The sequence below is a fragment of the Zhongshania aquatica genome (assembly GCF_027257955.1).
GTDB lineage: Bacteria > Pseudomonadota > Gammaproteobacteria > Pseudomonadales > Spongiibacteraceae > Spongiibacter > Spongiibacter aquatica.
Map to the genome: position 1 here is coordinate 1 of NZ_JANZNQ010000024.1, position 24,293 is coordinate 24,293.

Annotated in this window: 19 protein-coding genes; 6 read left to right on the plus strand and 13 right to left on the minus strand. The window is 47.9% G+C overall.

Annotated elements, in window-relative coordinates; translation table 11 throughout:
• Positions 1-90: 90 nt before the first annotated feature.
• The 6 genes from O9X78_RS17310 to O9X78_RS17335 all read right to left on the minus strand — a co-directional run bounded on the left by O9X78_RS17310 (position 91) and on the right by O9X78_RS17335 (position 6,564).
• Positions 91-852, minus strand: a complete 762-nt coding sequence (locus tag O9X78_RS17310) for a phosphate acyltransferase (RefSeq protein WP_269620965.1) — start codon at positions 850-852, stop codon at positions 91-93.
• Between the two features lie 136 nt (positions 853-988).
• Positions 989-1,321 carry an AtuA-related protein gene (locus O9X78_RS17315; protein WP_269620966.1) on the minus strand — a complete coding sequence of 111 codons (333 nt, stop codon included), beginning with the start codon at positions 1,319-1,321 and terminating at the stop codon, positions 989-991.
• A gap of 1 nt (position 1,322) precedes the next feature.
• A complete protein-coding gene (locus tag O9X78_RS17320) occupies positions 1,323-2,693 on the minus strand; it encodes an acyclic terpene utilization AtuA family protein (RefSeq protein WP_269620967.1) in 1,371 nt (456 codons plus the stop codon).
• Between the two features lie 54 nt (positions 2,694-2,747).
• Complete coding sequence (locus O9X78_RS17325) at positions 2,748-3,536, minus strand: enoyl-CoA hydratase/isomerase family protein (RefSeq protein ID WP_269620968.1); 789 nt, start codon at positions 3,534-3,536, stop codon at positions 2,748-2,750.
• Positions 3,537-3,832: 296 nt separating this feature from the next.
• Complete coding sequence (locus O9X78_RS17330) at positions 3,833-5,239, minus strand: OmpP1/FadL family transporter (RefSeq protein WP_269620969.1); 1,407 nt, start codon at positions 5,237-5,239, stop codon at positions 3,833-3,835.
• Between the two features lie 263 nt (positions 5,240-5,502).
• Positions 5,503-6,564 (minus strand): MBL fold metallo-hydrolase, encoded by a 1,062-nt coding sequence (locus O9X78_RS17335; RefSeq protein WP_269620970.1) that lies wholly within the window; start codon positions 6,562-6,564, stop codon positions 5,503-5,505.
• A gap of 291 nt (positions 6,565-6,855) precedes the next feature.
• Between O9X78_RS17335 and O9X78_RS17340 the strand changes: the two genes are divergently transcribed.
• Complete coding sequence (locus tag O9X78_RS17340; protein ID WP_269620971.1) at positions 6,856-9,195, plus strand: TonB-dependent receptor; 2,340 nt, start codon at positions 6,856-6,858, stop codon at positions 9,193-9,195.
• Between the two features lie 42 nt (positions 9,196-9,237).
• On the opposite strand, the gene O9X78_RS17345 is transcribed toward O9X78_RS17340, so the two are convergent.
• Both O9X78_RS17345 and O9X78_RS17350 read right to left on the minus strand, forming a co-directional pair.
• Positions 9,238-9,834 (minus strand): TetR/AcrR family transcriptional regulator, encoded by a 597-nt coding sequence (locus O9X78_RS17345; protein WP_269620972.1) that lies wholly within the window; start codon positions 9,832-9,834, stop codon positions 9,238-9,240.
• A 31-nt stretch (positions 9,835-9,865) separates the two neighbouring features.
• A complete protein-coding gene (locus O9X78_RS17350) occupies positions 9,866-12,103 on the minus strand; it encodes an ammonia-forming cytochrome c nitrite reductase subunit c552 (protein WP_269620973.1) in 2,238 nt (745 codons plus the stop codon).
• A gap of 229 nt (positions 12,104-12,332) precedes the next feature.
• Here O9X78_RS17350 and O9X78_RS17355 point away from each other — a divergent pair, with 229 nt between their 5' ends.
• Positions 12,333-14,006, plus strand: coding sequence for a sulfatase (locus tag O9X78_RS17355; RefSeq protein WP_269620974.1), 1,674 nt, complete (start codon positions 12,333-12,335; stop codon positions 14,004-14,006).
• 17 nt (positions 14,007-14,023) lie between these two features.
• On the opposite strand, the gene O9X78_RS17360 is transcribed toward O9X78_RS17355, so the two are convergent.
• From O9X78_RS17360 to O9X78_RS17380, 5 genes are all read right to left on the minus strand, one after another.
• Positions 14,024-15,358, minus strand: coding sequence for a DsbA family protein (locus O9X78_RS17360; RefSeq protein ID WP_269620975.1), 1,335 nt, complete (start codon positions 15,356-15,358; stop codon positions 14,024-14,026).
• Between the two features lie 64 nt (positions 15,359-15,422).
• Positions 15,423-15,881 (minus strand): DUF1330 domain-containing protein, encoded by a 459-nt coding sequence (locus tag O9X78_RS17365; protein WP_269620976.1) that lies wholly within the window; start codon positions 15,879-15,881, stop codon positions 15,423-15,425.
• An 89-nt stretch (positions 15,882-15,970) separates the two neighbouring features.
• Entirely contained in the window at positions 15,971-16,609 is a 639-nt protein-coding gene (locus O9X78_RS17370) for a glutathione S-transferase family protein (RefSeq protein ID WP_269620977.1), read from the minus strand.
• A gap of 29 nt (positions 16,610-16,638) precedes the next feature.
• The gene (locus O9X78_RS17375; protein ID WP_269620978.1) at positions 16,639-18,402 is read right to left on the minus strand and encodes an arylsulfatase; all 1,764 of its coding nucleotides are present in this window, start codon (positions 18,400-18,402) and stop codon (positions 16,639-16,641) included.
• A complete protein-coding gene (locus O9X78_RS17380; protein ID WP_269620979.1) occupies positions 18,399-18,776 on the minus strand; it encodes a DUF4345 family protein in 378 nt (125 codons plus the stop codon). Before O9X78_RS17380 ends, O9X78_RS17375 begins: the two co-directional genes overlap by 4 nt.
• A gap of 359 nt (positions 18,777-19,135) precedes the next feature.
• Between O9X78_RS17380 and O9X78_RS17385 the strand changes: the two genes are divergently transcribed.
• The 4 genes from O9X78_RS17385 (at position 19,136) to O9X78_RS17400 (ending at position 23,955) form a co-directional block, all read left to right on the plus strand.
• Positions 19,136-20,962 (plus strand): long-chain-acyl-CoA synthetase, encoded by a 1,827-nt coding sequence (locus O9X78_RS17385; protein ID WP_269620980.1) that lies wholly within the window; start codon positions 19,136-19,138, stop codon positions 20,960-20,962.
• 24 nt (positions 20,963-20,986) lie between these two features.
• Positions 20,987-21,670, plus strand: coding sequence for a glutathione S-transferase family protein (locus O9X78_RS17390; protein ID WP_269620981.1), 684 nt, complete (start codon positions 20,987-20,989; stop codon positions 21,668-21,670).
• A gap of 83 nt (positions 21,671-21,753) precedes the next feature.
• Positions 21,754-22,359, plus strand: a complete 606-nt coding sequence (locus O9X78_RS17395; protein WP_269620982.1) for a TetR/AcrR family transcriptional regulator — start codon at positions 21,754-21,756, stop codon at positions 22,357-22,359.
• A 315-nt stretch (positions 22,360-22,674) separates the two neighbouring features.
• On the plus strand, positions 22,675-23,955 hold the full coding sequence (locus O9X78_RS17400) for a cytochrome P450 (protein WP_269620983.1): 1,281 nt from the start codon (positions 22,675-22,677) through the stop codon (positions 23,953-23,955).
• The last annotated feature ends 338 nt before the right edge of the window (positions 23,956-24,293 follow it).

The window sequence follows — 24,293 nt, forward strand, 5'->3', positions numbered from 1 at the left end:
CTCAGCTTGCTTAAGAATGGCCATAATCTGGCTATCTGAATAACGGGGTACTTTCATGCAGAATCTCCTTCAAACTATTATGAGAAAATTCTACTTATCGCTCCAGCTATTTATCGGGGTGATTACCGGCACAAAGGCGGCGTCAAATTGCATCTCACCGTCGATATTAAGTTCAGGTGCGCGCTGTTTGGCAAGGGCTAGGGCATCAATGACTTTGTCGACTCGGGGGTGGCTAGCCGAACCCTTTGTCGAGAAAGTCAGCATAGCGACCTTGGGTTGTTCCTTTGTTAGGCGAAGATAGCTAGCGGCACTGCTGATCGCGATGTCTGCTAGCTCGTCACTGCTGGGGTCGGGTATAACCGCACAGTCTGCGTAGCTAACGACTCTGCCGTCACTCAGTTCCATTAGGAAGAAGCTCGATACCAGCTTTGTGTTCGCGGCTAAACCTAGGCCTTGAATACCTGCCCGCAGTACATCGGCGGTAGTCGCAGTGGAGCCTGCAACGCCCGCATCTGCGTAGCCAAGTTTAACGAGTACTGCGGCGAGTAAAACAGGGTTTTGCAAAGCCTCGCGTGCTTTTTCTTCAGTCATGCCTTTAGCCGCTCGCGCCTCTGTAAAGGCGATGACTGCTTTAGTGCGCCAAGTCTCTGCATCTGGATGTTGGTCAAAGACTTCTATTCCCGCGGACAATTCAGTGTTGCCTGGCGCACTTATTAGAATCGGTGTAGCTAGACCTTTTTCGGCAAGTATCGTCGCGGCAGTTATTGCGCGAGGGTCGTAGTGCTCTGGCAGAATAACGCGCTTAGGCGTTTGTTTGGCTTGCTGATGTAAGGCGCTGAGTATTCCGCTCATGGTTGGTCACTTTGTCGGTTTTGGAGAATGGAGTTACATTGGTTTTGTTTTACTATATTGCTTTTGGAAAGTGATACAGCATTCAGGCCGGAGAACCGGCCTGAATGAAGAGTATATCGGATGTGGCGCTCAGAGTTTAGGCGAGTAGTGCATCCGGAATATCCATTTCCATGTGCAGCAGTGCTAGGCTGTGCACCTTGCCCTGGGCATCCATGATCAGCGTTTCGGTGCCACCACCACCAAGTGAGTCTTCAAGAATGAAGTTCAATACTTGCAGGTTGGGCAGTTCGTAACGCTTTACGTCGCCAAAGCAGATTTCTTTAAAGTGCTCTTTAACTACCGCAGTTGTTAAATTTGCACGCAGAAACTCATACAGCTCCGGTGTGCGGGCTTTAATACCTACATTAGAACCGTCACCTTTGTCGCCTGAGCGAGCTATTGCTACATCAAATAATTGTACACGGGCCATTTTATACTTCCTCCACGATCACGCGGGTGGTGACTTTAGTTTTGTCGATCAATGCAGGCCAGTACCCCACAATCTCGGTCGGGCGTGGACGGCCAGCCGCAAAGCCGGTTACACCAACAGGGCCGCTAGTGATAAGCGGCGCCAGTTCGCGAGCCAAAATATTCAGTAGGTTCTTGTCGTGGCTTTTGGCGCCGACGCGCAATAGCACTTCGCTGGGCTCTTGTTCTTGCTTCACAATGCCCTTGTAGCACACATTGGTGCCGAACAACTCAACAAAGCGGTCTGCTTCTGGAATCGGCTTGCCGTACATGCCGACACGCTCAAACAAGATGGCGGCGCCAAGATTGGCTTTCTCTATCGCATCTGGGCCGGTGTAGGTTAGCTGGCCAACAATCTTGTAGCCATCTTCATACGACATAGACACTTTGTACGTAGGCGTTGGCGCTGAACCCTTCACGCCGCTGACACGAACGCGGTTGACACCATCTTGCTCTAGCTTGATGGTGGTGAAGTCGGAGGTGCAGTCGGGCCCTAAATAGTTAACTGGGTCGCCCAGTTCGTACATCAGCTGCGAGGTCACAGTATCAATGTTCACAAGACCGCCTGTACCTTCGTGCTTAGTTACCACAAAGGTGCCATCCGCTTTGGCTTCAACCACAGGGTAGCCGATACGAGCGAAGTCAGGCACATTGCGCCAGTCGTTATAGTTACCGCCAGTACACTGGGCGCCACACTCAAGGATGTGACCCATGACGGTACCTGCGGCGAGCTTGTCAAAGTCGTCCATCGACCAGCCAAATTCGTAAATCAGTGGCGCCAAAACCAGTGATGGATCGGTCGAGCGACCTGTCACCACGATGTCAGCGCCTTGAGCTAGTGCGTCAACAATCGGCTTGGCGCCGATGTAGACGTTGGCGCTCGACATTTTATCGAGAATGGAATCAACTGCGTCGCCATTGTCTAGGTTTTTGAACTTCTCGCCAGAGGCTATCAGTTCAGGCAGCTGCTCTAGAATGTCATCGCCTTCAACGATACCGATTTTAATGCCGGTCATGCCCAGCTCTTTGACCACCTTTTGAATCGCCTCAAGGCAGCCTTTGGGGTTCACGCCGCCGGCGTTGGCAATCACCTTAATGCCCTTCTTCTGGCAGGTCGGTAGAATTTGACGCAGCATTTCTACGAAGTCGGTAGCGTAGCCCGCCTCAGGATTACGCAGCTTTTGCTTCTGCATAATACTCATGGTCACTTCGGCTAAATAATCCAGCGTCAGGTAATCCAGTGGGCCTTCTTCAACGAGGCGCAGCGGACCTAAAAGGCTGTCGCCCCAGAAGCCTTGGCCATTGGCGATAAGCACAGTTTTATCTTGGCTCATAATACGTTCCTGTTTGCGTGTTAATCGAGTTAAGTGGGTTCGGTTATAAAGCGATTATTTAATCCAAGCCGGTTTGCGTTTCTCTAGAAAGGCGGTCAGCCCCTCGCGGCCTTCGTCAGAGCCGCGGGTCTCAGCAATGCGCTGGCTGGTGTCGGCAATCATGGCGGCGTCTATTTCGCCGTCGGCCACATCCAGTACTAGGCGTTTGGCTTCGCCGACGCTGCGGGGGCCATTGCGTAACAAATTCTTGGTGATACCGGCAATGCACTCGTCGAGCTCGTTGCTGGCGACAACTTCAGATACCAAGCCCAGATCTAGGACCTTCTGTGCACTGATTAACTCGGCGGTAGTGAAATAGCGGCGCGAGGCGCGTTGGCCAATTGCGCGAACTACGTAGGGGCCAATGGTGGCTGGAATCAAACCAACCTTCACTTCGCTCAAACAAAATACGGCCTCGGGTGAGGCTACTGCCATATCGCAGCAGGCAACTAAGCCGACGCCGCCACCGTAGGCGGCACCCTGTACCCGCGCAATTGTGGGCTTAGAGAGAGAATTCAGCGTGCGCAGCATCTCGGCCAGCATGTTGGAATCGCGCAAATTCTCTTCAAAGGTATAGGTCGCCATGCGACGCATCCAATTTAGATCGCCACCGGCGCAAAAGCTCTTACCGGTAGAGGCCAGTACCACAGCGCGCACGGCGGGGTCTTCGTCGGCTTGTTTGAAGGCGGTGGTAAGAGCGGCAATCACAGTGTCATCAAAGGCATTGTGTATCTCGGGACGATTCAGAGTAATTGTGGCTATGCCACTATTGCTGAGTTGATACAGAATTATGTTCTCGCTCATACCTTGTCCTTTGAATGCGTCTAATAAGCTATAGCTATTGATGTAAACTGTGATTATAAAAACACTGTTTATATCGAATTGCTAGAGCATACCATAGTGATTTGGTAAATTACTATTGAGTTTGGCTCAATATTGGCGGGTAGTATGTTGAGCGCATCTAATGTGCTTGTATATTTAAGTTTTGTGGTCTAGTTGATTTTTGTCGTTGAGCCATAGGCTCTGCGCTTGCCTAAGTGAGAAGACGGCGAATATTGGAAGCTAGTTTTTTACTCGCTTTTGAGCGCATTGGTAAAGAGTTAGTAACTAAGCCGATACGAGATAACCGGTGTCACCTGACTGTTACGTCCGGTGATGGGAGGAATGCTACCGATATTGTTTCCGGGGTTGTGCACTGGAGGAGCCCATGCATACGAGATTCCCAGTGTTAACTCGTGGCGTTTTTGCCATTGATAGCTGGTATTGGCAACGAGGTGGTTGCGCGTGAGCGTAGGTACCGTGCCATTTAAGCTCTTATCTTTTACCAGTTGTTGAATCGCATGGGATACACCGCTGCGGAATGTCCATTGGTCGCTGGCCGCCCATTCTATTCCAAGGGTTAGCGACGTGATGTTGTTGAAGCCAAGGGGTAAAAGCGCGTTTAATTCTAAGCCGTTAAAGAACCCTCCCTCCGCTTTATAGGAAAATTGGGCATTGCTGAGCATGTGTTTCCAGTAGGTTCGCCTAAGATCCGCAGTCGCGGCAAACGTAGGCGTAAAACTATGTGATACGCCAATAACAATGGAGGCCGGTAATTGCATGTCTTCAAATCGCCCTTCACCGTTTACTTGGATGTGATTGTTTAAGATATCCACCGCAGTGAGGCGACCCTTTCCCCGCAAATCAGTAAGCTGGGTCTCAAACTCGTAGCTCAGGCCGAGGCTCGTTTGGGGCGTCGCTTGCCAGGTGGCGCCTACTCTTCCACCTATGCCCCAGGCAGCTAGGCCGCCAGAGATTGGGTGGTCGTAAACGAAGTCGAGATGTACGCCGGCAAGAGTGGGGAGGGCGCCGACAATATTGACCAGTCCGCCTGATGCGCGGTTCTGCTGTCTCAACATTTGGACTTGTTTGGCGTCATAGAGGGTCGCTAAATTAAGTCCTAAATTAACGATATCCAGTGCTGCGCCTAAGTGGAGTGTTTCTGTGGCTTGCCAGGCAAAAGCGATCGGGATTCTTAATGCGGTTAGGCGGCTTGACGTCTCTAGTCCGGTGGCGACAGTTCCTGTGCTGGTGGTCGAAAGAAATGAGTCGCGGCCATACTCGATGCCAAAACCCGCGGCGGCAAAAATGCCAATACCAAAGGCCCAGTCATCCCCCCGGTAACTATAGGCTATTTCGGGTAAGTCGTAGGGACCGCGGTTATTTCCTAGGCTAGACGTTCTAACTACTTCGTTGGTGTCATTATTGCGGACGTCGATGGCGGGGTGAATCTCGGAAACCTGCACCATGAGTTCGTGGCCGAGTTTATTGGATAGGAGCGTTGCTGGGTTCAGTATGATTGCAGCTGATCCGGTTTGGTGAGCTACGCCTCCTCCAGCAAGCCCTCGGGAAATAGGGCCAAAGCCCTCTATTCTGGCGAGCTCAACAGCCAAACCTGCATGGCTGGATGTTAGTGATATAAGTATCAGTAATTTTTTAAAGACGTTGATGCGCTTTAGTCTATTCATTTCAATGATCCTGAAGTCAGGGACTAACCCATCGCATTCGGATCGGCATATATACACTAGGGCTTTGAACAATATTCCTCTCGATTCATTCTACACAAAATAGGGTTTTGATATGAAGCATATGGATGATTTCAGAATAGCTTTGTATGTTTCTTGAAGTGCTAAACATATATCAACTTACTATTTGAGAGGTACCCACTTCTATTTTCATGAACTGGGCTGCCCCTAAGATTGTCGACACAAGGTTCTTGTGTTGTGGAGGGCTATAGGCTGTCACTCGTTTGAATAATTTCTTTTGAGCCTGCGGGAAGGCTAAACGCCACGCCATCTTCACCAATGGTGTAATTTTTGAATATCTTGTCCGCACCGTTAAGGTAGAGGGCTTTCTGCCCAGGCATCACCAGCGGTGGTACGATGTGGTAGTAAATTAAATGGCCAACGCCTGCGTCGCGTGCTGTTTCAGCTGCCTCTACTGGGCTGGCGTGGTAGTCGAGAATGTCGTGGGTTATATGATCCGCGATAGTATTGTCGGTCTTTTTCGCCACTTTGTTCATGAGCATGACTAGGTTTGGTGCTAAGGCTTCGTGTATTAGTAGATCAACGCCCTTCGCAAATTGCTGAATATTAGCTGACTTTACTGTGTCGCCGGTAATGAGTAGTGACCGGTCTTTGTAGGTGAATCGGTAAGCTACGGCTGGATCGACGGGGGCATGATTGACGGCCAGCGCTTCGATCGTTAAATCCTCGTCTTTTAATAAGACGGTGAGTTCGCCTTGGGCGGGTTTTTCAAATGCGTGAGCGATAAGCCCGGCTCCGCTCAGCGGGGCAACCACGTCACCATGATGTGCATGACGGTAAGCAGCGTCGTGACTGTAGGCCATGTTAAACCCGTCGACTACGTTTGATATCCCTTCTGGGCCAAACACGGGTAGGGGGTTTTTGTTCGCGCCGCCTGCCCAGCGTAGTGTGCCCATTTCGCCTAGGCCGTCGAGGTGGTCGGAATGAAAATGAGTTAGAAACACCGCTTCAATTTTTCCAACGGGATAGCCCATGCGCATTATGTTTCGTACTCCGTCGGAGCCCGCATCAACGACAAATATGCGTTTACCGGCGATGACCACTGAGCATGGTCCAGAGGCTTTCGGCGCGGGCATTGGGCCGCCGGCACCACAAAGCGCAAAGTGCAGGCCATCGTCGAGCTCATCCACCGTATTGGCGGACATGCGTTTTTCTATCCCTATCTCCATAACTCGACTGGTCAGGCCGGACGGCAGGCATCCCGACAGCGTGATGATGCAAAAGAGGGCGATCAATTTATTCGTCATATTCATCTCCTGGTGCTCTTAGCAAAGAGCTTATGACTGGGCCTATCTTATTGTTTTGAAATACCTTGTCCGTCTAATTTTTGGCATTGTTCTTTGTGGTATTCATGGTGTCCTCCTCGCTGAGTGAATCATTGTTTATTCTTTTGGCGGGCGGATCAGGAGCTATCATATTTAAAAGTTTACGCCGTGTAAATTTTTTGATAGATTCAGGTCAATAATAAAAACTAAAGCGGGCTTCTTGTCGACGCACCCCGCATTAGTACTTTTTCAGGCCGTGTCCGGTATTAAAAAATGAACAATAAAAATGATCGTGTTTTTGGCTTGGCTATCGCCGGTGCAATTTTCACTACGTCTCTGCACGCCGCGCAATTAGAGGAGGTGATTGTCACTGCGCAAAAGCGTCAGGAAGACATGCAAACCGTGCCGGTGTCGGTATCTGCGATTACCGCCGACCAGCTTGTTGATATCGGTTTCAATGATATTGGCGATATTGCTGCGCAAGTCCCCTCGCTAATTGTGCTGACTAATATTAGTCCGCTGGCAACGACATTCCGAATTCGCAATATCGGCAATGCTGGCAATATCCCGAATTTTGAACCCGCCACCGGATTGTTTATCGACGGTGCATTCCGCTCCCGGTCGGGTATTGGCATTGGTGATTTAGTTGATGTCAGTTCTGTGGAGGTTCTAAAAGGTCCACAAAGTACCCTCCATGGTAAGAACGTGACGGCGGGTGTGATTAGCGTTCAGACGCAGGGGCCAACAGAACAGTTGGAAGCGATGTTTGAAGTGAATTTGGGTAGCGACGAGTTGCGCCAAATAAAATCCTATGTCAGCGGCCCGTTAAATGACTGGCTTAGTGGGCGACTAAGTGTCGTTGATACCCGCCGTGGTGAGCTGATGGATAACGTTGCAGGCCCCGGTGCTGATGGCTTGAATAGCTACGCCGTTAGAGGTCAACTCCGGGCGGATTTTTCTGATGTAATCACTGCGCGGCTGATCGTTGGTTATGCAGAAAAAGATATGAATACCTTAACCGGTGATGTCTATTTAAGCGAGGCCAGTCAGCGTATTGTGCGTAATGCCGGTGGTAGTTTAGGTATTCCCAATGATGCCAGCGATAAGCTTATTGATTACGCAGACGGAAGCTACTACAAGGGTGACTCGAACGACATTATTTTGAATGTTAGTTACGCCGGTGATGGCTATAGTCTGACATCGATAAGCAGTTACGATGATTACGATGGGCTAAACATTGTTGGAGATGTTGAGCAAAGCAGTTTGAAAATTGCTGACTTTAACGATAGGCAGCGCGGCAATTCCTTTTCACAAGAGTTCCGTATTGCGTCAGATGGTGGCGAACAATTCAATTGGTTGTTTGGTGGCTTTTACTTCACTAATGAATTTATTCGTGGTGATAAAAGCTTGCCCGAATTTATCACCACGGAAGACGTTGAAGCCTACGGTGATGCGATTGTTGATGAGTTGATTTCTGGCGGTGTATTGCCGTTGAATTTATTGCCTTTGGTGATTCCTGCTTTTGGGGTAGAGGGTGACCGAGGTGATTACTATATTACTCAAGACACTAATAACCTTGGTGTATTTGCAAAACTAGATTTTGAGTTTACCGAAAAATGGAAAGGCGCCGTCGGGATTCGCTATTCCTATGAAGATAAGCACGGCGTGGTTAATCAAAGTACCCAGCTATCTCCTTTAGGTTGTGTGCCGCCACTGAATACAAATTTGCTTTGCCAGGTAACGCCGGACGGAAATAACTTTGATCAAAAAGACGCCTTTGAAGCAGTGACTGGTTCACTGTCCGCGAGTTATTTTTTGAGCAGCGATACTATGCTTTATGGCTCGATCTCGTCAGGTTTTAAGTCCGGTGGTTTTAGTTTGCAAAATGGTACTGCCACTGATGAGTTGCGTCCTTTTGATGAGGAGAACGTGATCAATGTTGAACTGGGAGCAAAGTCAGAATTTCTCGATCGCCGTGCTCGGGTCAATGCGTCTATTTTTCATACCGAGTACAAAGATTTTCAAAATGCCAGTTATGCGGGTTTAGTGTTTATTGTGAATAACGCCGAACTAGTAACAGTGGATGGAATTGAAATCGATTCCACTATGATCTTGACCGAGAACATGATGGCAACGGTAAACTTGGCGTACATCGATACCTTGTACGATAAGTATACCGGCGGCCAGTGCTATTACGGACGGGAGCCAGATAACGATGCAGGTCAGTGTGATTTAAGTGGAGAGGGACTGCCGTCGGGAACAAAGTTTAAAGCCAATATTGCGTTGAACTGGCGTAAGCCATTTTCTGGTGGCGATCTGTATTCTCGACTAGATTATGTCTATTCCAGTTCAGCCAATGCCAGTTCATCGCTAGACCCTCAGTTCGAAATGCCCTCGTCAAGCGTGGCTAATCTGCGATTTGGCTGGCGTAATGAATCAGTTGATTTCGCCTTGTGGGGCAAGAATATCACTGATGAGGAGATCATTAATCAAGTTGCCCCGGCGAATATCCACACCGTCGTAGATGCAAGAGTGGGCTCCATCGAAGGGTCTTATCAGGCATTTACCTTGCCCCAGCGCGCGTTGGGTATTACGGCGCGCTATACCTACTGAGTCTTGTTGGGCCGCAAAATTTTAATAGGTGTCAGTTGCAACTCAGGCATCAGAGATTTTGCAGCCCGCCACGAGACGCTCGATATACCACTGCAGTAATTCTAGCGATCTAGCTTCGCTGATGGTCTGGTCATGAATGAGCTGTTGGCCACCCCAAAATGACATCATCAATAACCACGCGACTTGGCCTGCTTGTTCGGTATCTAGATTCATCGTTCGCGAGATAATAGGTGTGTATATTTCAGATATTAATTTTCTGTAGCGGCGGCTCACGGCGCTAAACGGCGTATTGTGCGATGTGTTATCTGCCAAAAGTGCCCAAAGTGCTTGAACGCGCCCTTCCGGGAAACGAAATAAGACTTGCTGAGCTTTGCTAATTGCGATGACGATATCGTCACCGTGTTCTCGTAAGACACTTCGGGTTTCTGTATAGAGCTCTTCGAACATATAAGAGGCAGTTTGCTCGGTCAGGGTGTTTATAGAATCAAAGTTTTGATACACCAGTTGGCGACTGACACTGCCATGCTCAGCAAGGGTGATCATGCTGAGTGTGTTCCACCCATATTCATCGACTATCTTAGCCGCGGTGTCTAGCAGCATTTTTCGCCGATCGATTTTATTCATATAGGGTCGAGCCATTACCTATCCTTTTTAGTTTGAGTCGCGATGTTTATGGCGTGTCGTTGCCTTTTTTGCGCTGAGTATTTAAGTATTGAGCTTGCCGGTATAGTGCTTGGGCGTTGCTAGAGCTAGGGCTAAGTGTTAGCCATGCTTGGATTTCATCGAGGGCTTGTTGCGTGTGACCGTATTTCAAATTGTAACGGGCGCTTAACTCTAGCAACACAACATTGGTCGGGAATTGAGAAAGGTATGTCTTCAACACCGCGAGTGCTTTATCGGCCTCGCCAAGCTGTTCTAGTGCGACTGCGTACACATAGTTGATATCGCTGCTAGTGGGGGCTAAATCATAGGCAGTTTGTAAACTCGCTAAACCTTTGTCGTATTGTTGTTGGCGAAAATAGGTCAGTGATAAAGCGTAGAGTATGTCAGTATCATTAGGAAGTAATTTGCTCGCCGCCATAAGGCCGTTGAGCGCAAGATTTTCGTCTCCCATTGCCCTATGTAAATCTGCGAGATTGATATAGGCAGGACTGTATTTTCTGTCAATGGCAATCGCGTGATTGTATGCGGTCTCGGCTTGATCGTAGCGATGAGTGTGTCGGTATAGTTCGCCCAGTGCGATTTGTATTGCGGGGTTGTCATTGTTTATTAACAGTGAGCTTTCGTATTCTTTTAACAGCTTATTTAATTCGCGTCTTTGCTTGTCACTTAGTGCGGTGTCATTTGTTGAGCCTGCTAGGAAGCGCGCGACAGTCATTCGAACTGCTTTGCTGGGATCATTGATCATACCGATTAAGTAGCTACCCCGCTGAGCCGGTGGCAGCGCCCCGATGGCAGTAATGGCGCCTATTCGCAGCAGTGCTTTGTCGCTCGCTAAATTTTCTGCAGCAAGTCGAAGGGCGGCGTCCTCAGTAGTGGTGTTTAGCTGGGTGAGTCCAGAGGCGTAGATGATTTCGGCCAGTGTTTGAGTTTGCAGGAGTTTGGTGAGTGCCAAGGTGGAGCTGGGTTGTTGTTCTAGTACGGCGAAAACTTCAGCGTGCTGATCGCCAATATATTTTTTGAGATTGGTCGATATTTGTTCTGCTGCCCACGTTGGGATTTTGTCACTATGGCATTGCATGCATGCATTTGGAATGCCGAAGTCAATGGTATTTTGAGGTTGCGGAATACCGAAGCGATGATCCCTTCTGTCATCTACACCCATATAAGTGGTGGCGGGCATATGGCAATTAACACATTGGCTACCCGCACTGTTGTCGTCGTGCAGGTGGTGTTTTTTAGTGTCGAAAACCTGTGGTGCATGACATTGGCTGCATAGAGCATTGCCCTGTGCTTTTAGTTTTGTTGTGTGCGGGTCATGACAGTTGCTACATACAACGCCGGCGGCGTACATCTTACTTTGTAGGAAGGAGCCAGTAACAAAAACCTCCTCCTTAATTTGGCCGTCTGGGTAGTAAAGTGGCGGCGAGGTGAGTGAGATCTGAATGTGGTCGAGCATGGTTTTATCAAGGGACCAGGTATCAATAATTGTGCGGCGGGCGTGACATTGCGCACAGCTTGAAACTTGGGTGCCTAGGGGGGGCGTTTTGCGCGTTGCGATGGCTTGGTCTGCTGTGCGAGACCAGTCCCCCAACTCCTTCAGTGACTGGCTAAATCCCGCGTGAGCTTGGGACTGTTGGCCACGGCTTAGCCATGCAGTATGGCCGCTAGCATCGCCGTGACAGGCAGTGCAACTTACATTCAATTCTTTGAAATGGCTTCCAAAGGTTTGGCTATCAACATCGTAGGCTTTCTTGAATTCGGTAGAGTGACACTCGGCACAGCTGGTATTCCACGTGTAAGCATAGTGATCCCATTCCAGATCAGACTCCAATGCATACCAGCGTTGTCCGCCTTCTTCTGGGGCGCGGCTATCCCATGCCACCGGCAATGCTTGGTATTTCCCCTTGGGGAGTTCCGCCAAATATTGCTGGAGTGGGTAAAATCCAAAGGTATATTTAATCTCATATCGCTCGGCGGCCTTGCTTGCGTGGTTAATTGAGACATAGAACTTGCCGTCTTCTGAATTGAATTTAAATGTATCGCTATTGTAAGACGCGCCGCCGCCGTTAAAGAGGCCGAGCACCGTGTCGGGGGTGGCGACTTGAATAGATTTGTAATGATGGGACTGCTGCCACGCTGCAGCTTGGTCTGCATGACAGCTAAGACACAGGCTGTCGTCAGCTCTACTGTTTGCGCTAGAAATCGCTAAAAATATTAGTGCGATAATTGTTGGGACTATTTTCATTGTTGGTACTTGTGCGGCGGTCAGATGTGTAGCTAATACTACCGTATTTCAGTGGCGCTATGGCCATTTTTTACATACTGTATATTTTGTGTGAAGAGGCTGTATTGCTTCGGCGTGGCTTTCGTTAATGTGGTGTGTACGAGGTGGCTATCTGATCCGTTGATTTAAATGTCATTATATGTGACATTAGTTTTTTTGGCGCAATATTATAATAAAAAGGTGTTTGGTCATGAAAACGAAAGTTCTGCTCGGCTTACTGGTCGTGGTTGTTTTTGCCGGTAGCGGTTTATGGCTTAAGCGTATTGATGTCATGCTTGCTATCGTCAAGTTTAAAGCTGAGCGGGAAGTGCCAATAGGCCCAAATCGTCCTATTGATTGGCAGCAGGGGCCCGCTGTCGCGGCAGACACCAACGGCCCTGTGCCTCCTAACATCATTGTTATTCTAGCTGACGATTTAGGTATCAATGATATCTCTACCTTTGGTGGCGGCGTAGCCAATGGACGAGTGCAGACACCCAATATAGATAGTTTGGCGGCGGGTGGTGTGGTGTTTAATCAATCCTATGCGGGAGCGCCCATCTGTGCCGCGTCGCGTGCAATGATTATGACTGGCCGCTACCCGACCCGAACAGGTTTTGAATTTACCCCGCTTCCATCGGGGATGGGTCCAGCGGTAGTCAAAATTGCCAACAGTGGTAATCACGGTTTGCCGCCCGCTTTTTATAATCGAGAAGCGGATCTGGGTGGTTTGAGTTATGAAGACAAAGGCTTGCCGGGATCGGAAATCACTATTGCCGAAATGTTAAAAACCAAAGGCTATCACACAGTTCATATTGGCAAATGGCATTTGGGCCGCGGCGCGGAATTCACACCGAACGCTCAAGGTTTTGATGAGAGCCTGTTCATGGCGAGCGGTATGCACCTGCCAGAAGATGATCCTAATGTGGTAAATGCAAAACTGGATTTTGATCCTATTGATAAATTCGAATGGGCAAAAATGCAGTACGCCGCATCCTTCAATAATAGTGGTGATGAACGATTTAAGCCGGCGGGCTATCTCTCTGATTATTGGACCGATGAATCTATTAAAGTCATTAAGGCCAATAAGAATCGGCCGTTTTTTCTGTACTTAGCGCATTGGGGGGTTCATACGCCACTGCAAGCTACCCGCGAAGATTACGACGCCGTTGGCGATATTCAACCTCATCGTTTACGGGTTTACGCTGCCATGGTGCGAGCGATGGATCGCAGTGTCGGACGAATTATGGCGAGCTTGGAAGAGGAGGGGCTTGCCGAAAATACGATCGTTGTTTTCACCAGCGATAACGGCGGGGCAGGCTATTTGGGTTTACCAAAAATAAATGCCCCGTATCGGGGATGGAAAATTACGATGTTTGAGGGCGGCATCCGCGTACCGATGTTTATACGTTGGCCAGCGAAAATACCGGCGGGGCTCACTGTGGATGCACCGATTAATCACATCGATATTATGCCCACGTTGAGTGCGGCTGCCGGTGCGACTTTACCTAAGGATTTAGTTGTCGATGGTCGTAATGTCATGCCTTGGGCACTAGGCGAAGAACAGCAAACGTTACCCCATGACACGCTATTTTGGCAGAGTGGCTATTATCGTGTTGTACGAGACGGGGATTGGAAACTACATGTGTCTGAGCGGCCGAAGAAAGACTGGTTATACAATCTTGCCGATGATCCTACCGAGAAGAACAACTTAGCTGAGTCGCGCCCAGTCGTGTTGGCGAGGTTGAAGGGCTTGCTCGCTGAGCATGCTGCGTCAGCGAGAAAACCTATTTATCCTTATACGATTGAAGCACCTGTCGCTGTCGATAAAACACTGGCCGATGAGTTTTTACCGGGCGATGAGTATATTTATTGGCCAAACTAGGGTCATAGAATTTTCGTTTATGTCTTGCTGGTAGCATGGGTATTGATGATTTCTTGCTCAAGCCGGTCGAGACGGTCTTGACCAAAAATGGAGAGCCCGCCATAGCTGAAACTGGGCACACCCCAGAGACCTTTGTCGTACATGTCTAGCAAGTTTTCTTGGGCCCAGTCTCGCCAATCTTCGCTGCCTAAGAGGGGCTTGGCGGTAGACCAATTAAGACCGCTGGCCTCAACTATTTTTTTCATTCCTGAATCTGTGGCTGCATCGATACCCTCGGCCCATACCGAACGGGCAAACACGTCCAAAAATTCATTGCCTATATGATTGCTGTTTGCGTAGTTCACGAGCGCATAGCAGCGCTCTACCGCAGAGCCCAAAGGGTCTGCCGAAAAACCGAATGGGATGCCATATTTTTCAGCTTCCCGTTTGGTATCTCTAATAATATACATGCCCTTTTGGCGAGGCACCTGCATACGTCTCATGACCATCGGTAGCACTGGTTTAATGACCAATGGTATACCATAGCGTTGAGCTAATTCCCGTGCGCGAACTAAACCGATATAGGAATAGGGGCTTCGCGCTGACCAATACATGGTGATGGGCTCATGATTATCGCCTTTGCTAAGCGGGGTGATGTTGGTCTCATTGGCTGCCGACGACGCTCTGGTGCTAATGGCGCCAATGTCTGAGTTTTTAAGGGCACCAAGGGCCGTTAAGCGTTGTTCAAGGTATTCCAACCGACTTAGGCCCCAATACCATTCGCCACCTGGATTTTCTCCATACTTGAGCATGGCGCTTAGATAGTGGCCATTGTCTTTCAGCAGTGTTTCATTGGCGAGTAGGTGGTGCTGATAGCATTCAAGATTGGCGGAAATACGCTTATCAATAAGCGTATTCAGCGTGTCGCTCTGATCCTGCCAGTATGCTTTAAATATCTCGGCGGCACGGCTTAAGTATCCGTTTTGTAATTCCGAGTGCAATAGTTGAGCGGTAGCACTTAAGGCGAGTTCAGGGGCGTGGGCAGGTGGCGAATCGGGGAATTCGAGACCGTACTTTTTGGCGAGAAAACCACTATCCGCAAATGCATTACTCTCCCAAAGCGTCGGTGCCGGATACATATCCTTTTGAAGGCGAAGCACTGTTCTAAAGTCGTACTCAATATCATAGCGCTTAGATAAGGATTCTAAGACCTGCAACAATATATAGCTGTAGGGGTCGTTTATGCGTAAGTAAACGGTAACAGTATGTGGTTTCTGTGCTTTTTTACGGCGACGTTCCGCAAGCGCACGTTGCCAGTATTGCAAGCGCCTACTTGTTACCAAGCCAAATACATAGGGCGTTAAAAAGCTCATACATTTACTCTTCTCTTGTAAATAAACGCGATTAACCTGCGCTTTTATGCCCAGCCGGGATTAACTATGGCAGTAGTGGTCGGCTTACCAATAGCTTGGTTTTTTTAAGTCCCGCATCGCGGTGATGCAATGCAGCTTGGTAAGTTGGCGTGCGCAGCATATCAATGAACGCCTCTACATTGGGGTATTGTACGATGATGATTTGATGCCAATCATCGTCTGCGCCGATGAGTGTTTGCTCAACGGAATTTAAGGTAAATAATTTTCCGCCCCGTTCCATGACATGTTGGATGGCGACCGCGCCATAGCGGTTGTAGGCGTCTTCGCCGCTTACCTCCGCTTTATTATCTTCGTCATACTGAGCGATGTCGTGAAAAGACAGCATATTGATGAACTGCAGTGGCCCGCCCAGGTCGCTCGATAATAACGCGCGTAATTGCTGCTCGCTTGGATTTAAACTTCCTCTGCCGTGTTTGCCAAGTGCAGTAATAACAGCGTCGATATCGCTATTCTTAAAGGTCATTTTTATATCCTTTGCGATTTTTTAGAGTTTTATTATTAGCAGGCTAGTGCAGCTGCTTAGCTATGATTTTCATCCGCACGCCTATACCGCTACAGCCCTAGTATGGCAGCTTCTGCTACTAATAGTGGTGCGACAATAGGGTGTGCTTTTACGCGATTAATGAATGCTGAAAATAAGGGCCAGCGTGCAGCGTCCATCTGGTAGTTGGCGTAGCCCGCGTTGATAAAGGGGCTAATGATACTGATATCGGCTATCGTTAAATCACCAAAAATAAAACCTTCTTTCGGTACGATTGTTTCAATGTAATCAAGTATTGGGGGCAGATGTTTCTCAATGATTTTTTGTACTAGGTCTTCGTCGGTTTCCTGGTTTAAAAACATGGGCCGCATAAAGCGTTGAAAGAAAATGCCCGACGCGAATTCCGTTACCTTGCTACCGGCGAGCTCCTCAATCCAGCGCGCTTTGGCCTTCGTTTGTGGGTCTGTCGGGTAGATGGGGTGATCTTGGTAAGCGTCTTCAAGATACTCACAAATAACAGTTGAGTCGCATATATTTAAATCACCGTCTTGAAGTGCGGGAATCTTTCCTAAGGGACTTATTTTTAAAAAATTAGGATCTCCCGAATAGGGCATCTGTTGGATTTGCTCGAAGGATAATTTTTTTAACGCCAGTGCGACGAGCACTTTTCTTACATAGGGAGAAACTGAATTGCCGTGTAGTACGATCATAATAGCTCCAAATTATAGTAAAGGAAATTCTACTTTCTGCGATACGAAATATAAAATGAAAAACAAATAATACTTGCTAATAGAAAAACTAAAATGTGCTTACCGAAGCGATCACGTAATCCGTTTATGGCGACCTGATGGGTGCCGTTGAAGTTAGCGGGAACCTCCAAAACATTGTTTTCCTCGGCGTATTGTTTGTATGCCTCTAGCATTGTCGCCATTTTTTCCGGCATGTCGTTACTTAAATTTTTGGTCTCTCCCGGATCTTTGACGATATTGTATAAATGCCATTGACCATCACCGACGGGGCCGCGATTTTTAACGATTTTGTATGCGCCTTGAAAAAGCGCCGCATTACCCCCGAGTTCATAGCCGATAGTATCAGAATCGCCATAGACATGATCGACCTGTTCTCGGCTTAGGGCAACAAGGCTGCGCCCGACAATGGGTTCTATTCGCCGTCCACCAAAAAACTCAGATGGCGCGGTAGTCGAAGTGAGTTCGAGAATGGTGGGTGTGATATCAGTGACATAGGTAAACGCATTGCTCCTACGTGGTTTATCGCTTATTGGCTTGCCCGCGATAATTAAAGGTACCCGCATGCCGCCTTCGCCAGCATAAAATTTGTAATAAGCAAGTGGTGATGCGGCGGCGCTGGCGAAGCTGGGGCCGATAGTATTAAAACTACCTTTAGTGCCCAGAGTTTCGTAATCATTTCGGTAGCCTTGAAGCCCTAGTCCGAATCGGCTTAATAGACTGCGAGGCTTGTCACCGCCGGTTGCCTCGCTGCCATTGTCGGACGAGAAAATGAAAATTGTATTGTCGTACCGCCCTGTGGCTTTTAGGTGTGCTATCAAGCGGCCGATATGACGATCCATCGCGTCGACCATGCCTGCATACACGGCCATACGTTTAGCGTGAAAACGTTTGTCCTCGTCACTCAATGAATCCCAGTCATTGGTGCTGCTCATCGTCATCATGTCGCTGTCAGCAGGAATAATGCCGAGCTCTTTGCTGCGCTTTTGGCGCTGCTCTCTTAGGACGTGCCAGCCCTGAGTATAGGTTTTAATATACTTTTCGGTAAATTCCTTTGGCGCCTGCACTGGAATGTGTACAGCCTGGAAGGGGATATAGGCAAAGAAAGGCTGTGAGTCCGAGTTTGAGTCAATGAACTCGATGGTTTTATCGACTAGGAATTCAGATGAATAGAAATCTGAGGGAAGCGTCGTTTCCTCTCCGTCGGCAAACCAATTCGCTTTCTTATAAATCGGAATATAGGGCTTTTGCTCCCAGTTATCCGCGCCGGTATCTGCCATTGTTATGGTGCGTGAAAATCCGCGCCGATACGGTAACTCATCGCGGGCCTTACCCAGATGCCACTTACCAGCCATATAGGTGTGGTAGCCAGCGCTTTGCAGCATACTGGCGATAGTCACCGCATTACGACTCAGTACGCCGCGATAGTTCTCGTGTACTTGATGTTCGGGCGGAATACTTTCGGGAATGTTGGGCACGCCGTTCCTGTGGCTGTCCACGCCGGTCAGCAGCATGGCGCGAGTGGGCGCGCAACTTGCTGCGGTATGATAATTTGTAAAGCTGATGCCACTAGCCGCTAAGGCATCTAGCGACGGTGTTTGAATTTCACTGCCGTAGCTGGCGATATCGCTAAAACCGAGATCGTCTGCCAAAATGAGTACAATATTGGGTCTGGTGGAATTGCTAGGGGCTGCGTTGGCATAGCTAAAGACTAGCAATACTGATGCCGCTAGTAGCTTGCGTTTGAACGCGTTCATGGTTTAGCAGCTAGTAGTTTTGACGCAATTAACAATAAGCTGGCAACGATCACTTCGATCGCAATCATGTCTGGCGCGAACGCGGCGCCGTGTAAAATCCACGCAGTGATTCGGTATAAGGCTGCGGCGGCGAGCATGAGTGCTGGTGCATAAAACCAGGCTTTGTTTGCCGTCACTAGGGCGGTTAATATCATCAGGCCCATGCCTAAAAAGAATGCACCGGTATCGGCAATTTGTGAGCTAAGCGCGAGGCCCTCTAGTAGCGGCATGCCTAGGCTTTCTGCAGCACCGTCAGGGTCTATTGCCCATTGTAAGCCAATAATAAGAAAGAGAATTGCCGGTAGAGTAACGACGATGCGAAGTAGCTTAAGCATATTATTCCTATGTTCTTATTTGAATGTTGCAGTGTTATGAGGTGTTAAAAGTGCCGTTATACACAGTATCAGTGGGTCAGCTGGGCGTAATCTTTGCTTTGTACTATGTTTGTTATCATTTTTTTGTCATAGTATGTGACAATAAAATATGCTCGCAATTCAGTCAATGGTTTTATTCGGTTTGACTGAGTTGCGTCAGCCTGATATTGCCAAATCACCTGGTCCTTTTAAAAGGTGTACATATTTATCGTTACTGGCGATTAGATTGCTTTGAATTGTACAAGTAGTATTTCAACAATAATGAATAATCATAAATACAGCTTCATCAACCGCTGTTAAATACCAATAAAGGATGTTGAATGATGACGGAGTTTACTCGGGTAATACGCGACTTGGTTTCAGTGCTGCCGGCGGTTTTATATCGACCTCCGAAAGACAATGAGAAGAAATCTCTAGGCCGACTTTTTCAAGAAACGGCGGCGCGTTATGCAGATAAGTCTGCGATTGTCTTTGAGGGGCGTGAATTAAGCTGGGGTGAATTCAATATCTTAGTTAACCGCCTTGCCCATGCTTTAAAAGGTCAGGGTGTAAAGCGCGGTGATTGCGTTGGTCTTCTAATGGAAAACCGTATCGAGATGCTGGCCTGTTTTTTCGCGCTGGCTAAGCTTGGTGCGGCGACGGGATTGATTAATACCAGCTTGCAAGGCAAGTCGCTGGTTCACTGTATTAATATTACTAATGCAACTAAGTGCATTGTTGGTCAAGAGCTGATAGGCAGTATTGCCGACGTTAAAGATGAATTACCGCTGTCAAACAATGATTTTATTTGGGTTAAAGATGAGGCGCTGACTAGTTCTGCTACTGAAGTCGGCCCGGACTCTCTGGCACCCTCATGGGCCTTCGATGTGATGGCAATATTAGATACTATGCCCTCCGATAATTTGCCCGAGACCCTCGATATTCGAGCGGGTGAAAAGGCCTGTTTTATACTTACATCTGGCACGACAGGTCTGCCCAAGGCCGCACTTATATTGCACCGTCGGTATTTGGCTGCATCAGAACCGTATGCCCGCATCGGGTTTCGTGCTAAGCAAACAGATAGAATTTATCTTTGCTTGCCGCTCTATCATTTCACAGGTTTAGGTCCCGGTGTTGGTACTAGCCTTTATTCCGGTGCGTCGATATTTCTACGCCGACGTTTTTCGGCTAGCAATTTTTGGTCCGAGGTTCGGGAGCATCAAACGACATTATTTGTATACGTCGGGGAGTTGTGCCGGTATTTGGCTATGCAAAAAGAATCCCCCGATGAGAAAAATAATCCGATTCAGACCATGGTCGGTAATGGCTTACGGCCAGATGTATGGGATGTGTTTCGACAGCGATTCAAAATACCTCGTATAACGGAGTTCTATGGCTCTAGCGAAGGAAATGCTTTTTTTATTAACTTGCTAAACAAAGATAAAACGATTGGTACCACGTCGGCCGATATATTGCTGGTGAAGTATGATTTTGATGCGGATGAAATGGTTCGTGATGCCAAAGGAAAGTTGGCTGAGGTGAATGATGGGGAGCCGGGTGTTCTCCTGATGAAAATTGATGATCGTTTTAAATTTGATGGTTATAACGACAAGAAAGCGTCGAACAGTAAAGTATTGTCAGATGTGAGGAAAAAGGGTGATCGTTGGTTTAATACTGGTGATGTCATCAAAAAGATTGATGTCGGTTTCGCCCTTGGTCTAGCGCATTATCAATTTGTCGACCGATTGGGTGATACATTTCGATGGCGCTCAGAAAACGTGTCTACGAATGAAGTGGGCGAGATTTTAAATGCGAATTCACAGGTTGAGATCGCGAATGTGTATGGCGTAGAAGTCCCTGGCGTAGAGGGTCGCGCAGGGATGGCGGCAATTACTTTAAGGCAAGGTGTGGAATTCGATTCTGAAGAGTTTTCAAACTACGTTATGACAGAGATGCCAGCCTACGCACGACCCGTGTTTTTACGGATTCAGCCTGCAGCAGAGACTACCGTCACCTTCAAACTATTCAAAGCGAGTTTGCGCAAGCAGTCATACAATCTTAGTGAAGTTGACGATGTGATTTATGTGTTAAAGCCTAAGTCGAGCCGCTATGAAGTGTTAGATAATGACTTTTACCAGTCCATTATTAATGGTCAGCACGGCTACTAAAATGAATACTAAGAGGAGTTATGTATGATTGATTTATATACTGCGCCAACCCCCAATGGCCACAAGGCATCGTGTACCCTAGAGGCGCTTAGTCTGCCCTATGAAACCAAGTATGTGGATATCGGTGCCGGCGACCAGAAAAAGCCAGAATTTCTTGCCCTAAATCCCAATGGTCGTATCCCGGCTATTGTTGATCGCGACAACGATAACTTCGCCGTATTTGAGTCCGGCGCGATTATGATTTACTTGGCAGAGAAGGCGGGAAAGTTAATGCCGACTGACGCCAAGGGGCGATCGAAAGTGATTCAATGGCTGATGTTTCAAATGGGTGGTGTGGGGCCAATGATGGGGCAGGCCAATGTATTTTATCGCTATTTTCCAGAGAAAATTCAACCTGCAATTGATCGCTATCAAAACGAATGTCGACGTTTATTTGAAGTGCTAAATGGCCATTTAGCCAATAATGAATGGTTGGCAGACGATTACTCTATTGCAGATATTGCCAATTGGTGTTGGGTACGCACTTACAAATGGTCCGGCGTTTCTGTTGACGGTTTAGATCATTTGGATCGTTGGCTGACGGTAATGAAGAGCCAGCCGGGCATGGCGAAAGGTATCGAAGTGCCGTTTAGCTTGGGTAATTTACTTGAAGACGACGCCGATGCTGAGAAATTCAAAGACTCTGCACGAAATATGCTTCAGAAATAATATTATATTAAAATTGATTTTAGTGTCAGCAAGATCGCTCAGAATGTGATCTAGTTTTTCTTTACTATACGGTTACAGAAATTATGAGCGATACCCAGTTAGCGTCAAAAATAGGAGCCGCAGATGGACGTGTTCAGCGCAGTAAGCGCAGCCGTCAGCTTATTATTGAGGCGATGCTGGACTTGATTAATGAGGGAGTGTTGATTCCGACTGCCCAGCAAGTTGCTGACCGCGCCAATATCGCTATTCGTACCGTATTCAGACACTTTTCCGAAATGGAGCAGCTTTATAATGAGATTAATGCGCGCATTGAAGATTATTACTTAGATTTGTTTCGCGGCGGAGATCGCAGCGGTAGTTTAGCGCAACGCCTGCAGCATGCTATAGAGCGCCACGCATACGCCTATATCGCCTTGTCCCCCGTTATTTTAGCTACCCATGCCTTGCTGTGGCGCTCGCCAGTGCTACGCGAAAAGCACGGTGCTAACCAGCTTAAATTGAGAAAGGATTTGGATATTTGGCTGCCGGAATTAAATTCGGTTTCCCCTGAAACTCGGGAAGCTATAGATGCAATAGCCTCTTTTGAGTTTTGGCACCGGCTTCATGTTGGTCAAGCAAAGGGCGAAGCTGAGAGTATAAATCTTATCGTGGGCCTGATAAGCAATCTGCTGGTAGCTGAGCTTAAGTGATTTCTTGGACCGTCACTGTTTAGAGTGTTTGTTGAGTGAGTTTTCTCGATGTATTTGCTGGAGTGGCCTAGGAATATTTGCGTAATTCTCAATATTTGGCAAGCTGGTAATATTTGTGAGTAAATGAATTAATTCATACTCAAGGTGTGATCATGTACTTCCCTTGGTGATAAGCTAAAGACTAAAATTCCGTGTTCCGCGAACATCGATAACAATAATGTAAGGCGTATTTGGGGTTGGTGAACAGATTTATCGACTTTATAGATTGGGATCGAACGTCCTCCCTTGGCCCGCAGATATAATCCCGGAAATAATATGACAAGAATTATCCCGACTGAATTAGTTGCCCCTATTTTTAATCCTGCTACGTTCGCAGAGCGCGGTGCCGTAGAAGCGATTTTTGATAAGATTCGTGCTGAGTATCCTCTAGCCATCGCGGAGGTGCCAGGGTTCGATCCTCACTGGATTGTATCTCGCCATGCGGATGTTATGGAGGTATCTAAGCTAAATGATGTATATGCCAATGCGGTGCGTTCGGCCACTCTTATTCCGATTCTTGGTGAAGAACTCGTAAAGCACTTTACCGGCGGTGATCCAAATATATTCCATTCACTTGTACAGATGGACGGCGATGAGCATCGCAATCATCGTGCGCTTACGGCGCAGTTCTTCACACCTAAAAATATACGAACCCTGGAGGGCAAGGCCCGACGCATTGCTCAAAAGTATGTTGATAAAATGTTGGCGTCTGATGGGTTTATTGATTTCTCTAAGGAGATTGCCACACTATACCCCCTAGAAATGGTGATGGATTTGGTCGGCGTTCCGGTTGAGGATCACCCGAAAATGTTGCGGCTAACCCAGTGGCTATTTTCTTGGGGTGACCCAGAGCTGGCAAGACCTGGCACTGATCCTACAGACCCTGAACAGCAGGTTCGAACATGGAAGTTGGTTTTTGAAGAGTTTTCAGAATACTACTTAGAGTTAGTTCGTCAGCGTCGCGAAGATCCGAAGGACGATATTGCCTCGATGATCGCTAACGGTAAAATTGACGGTACTGCATTGACTGATTGGAATGCGGTGTCCTATTTTATTATTTTGTCTACAGCGGGACATGACTCCTCCGCTCACACTATGGCAACGTCAATGTGGATGTTGGCGGAGCAGCCTCATCTTCTTCAGGAATTGCAGGAAAATCCAAGTAAAATTACCGCCTTCGTCAATGAGTCTATTCGTTGGGCCTCACCGGTAAAGCATTTTGTGCGTACCGCAGTTGTAGATACCGAATTAGCTGGGCAAAAAATAGCGAAAGGGGATCGGCTATACCTTTCCTATGTGTCGGCGAATAGGGATGAGGCCGAATTTTCTAATCCCTATGAGTTTCGTTTAGATCGCACTGTGAATCGCCAACTTTCCTTTGGTGCCGGCGGACACTTATGCCTTGGGCAGCATTTGGCGAGATTGGAAATGAAGTGTTTGTGGGAAGCCTTACTTCCAAAATTGAGCAAAGTAGAAATGCATGGAGAGGGCGCGTTAATTCACTCTGAATTTGTGTCGGGGCCGAAGTCCGTCCCGATCCGCTTTTGGCTTAAGTGACGCTAAGTTTAGATAGGGGTTAGCACCATGTCCGAGTGAGACATAGTTAGCGACCTACGACGTCCAAAGGGTTTTCGTTTGATCATTCTTGTGCGCTTCCCATTGCGTTTGAGCCCTTCGCGGTAGTTTTGCAACACACCTATAGTGCTCTGAAGTATGGATCCGCTGGTATTAATGATCCACGTTCTGCTTCACTTTTCTTAAATATATTAGGTTTATTCGAGCCCCTATATCTAATATCAATCCTCACTTTCTCTACTGTTATCTCAAGCTATATTCTCGCTAACCCTATCGTTAATGATTCCCGCTATTCACTTCATCTTACTTATCACTAACCG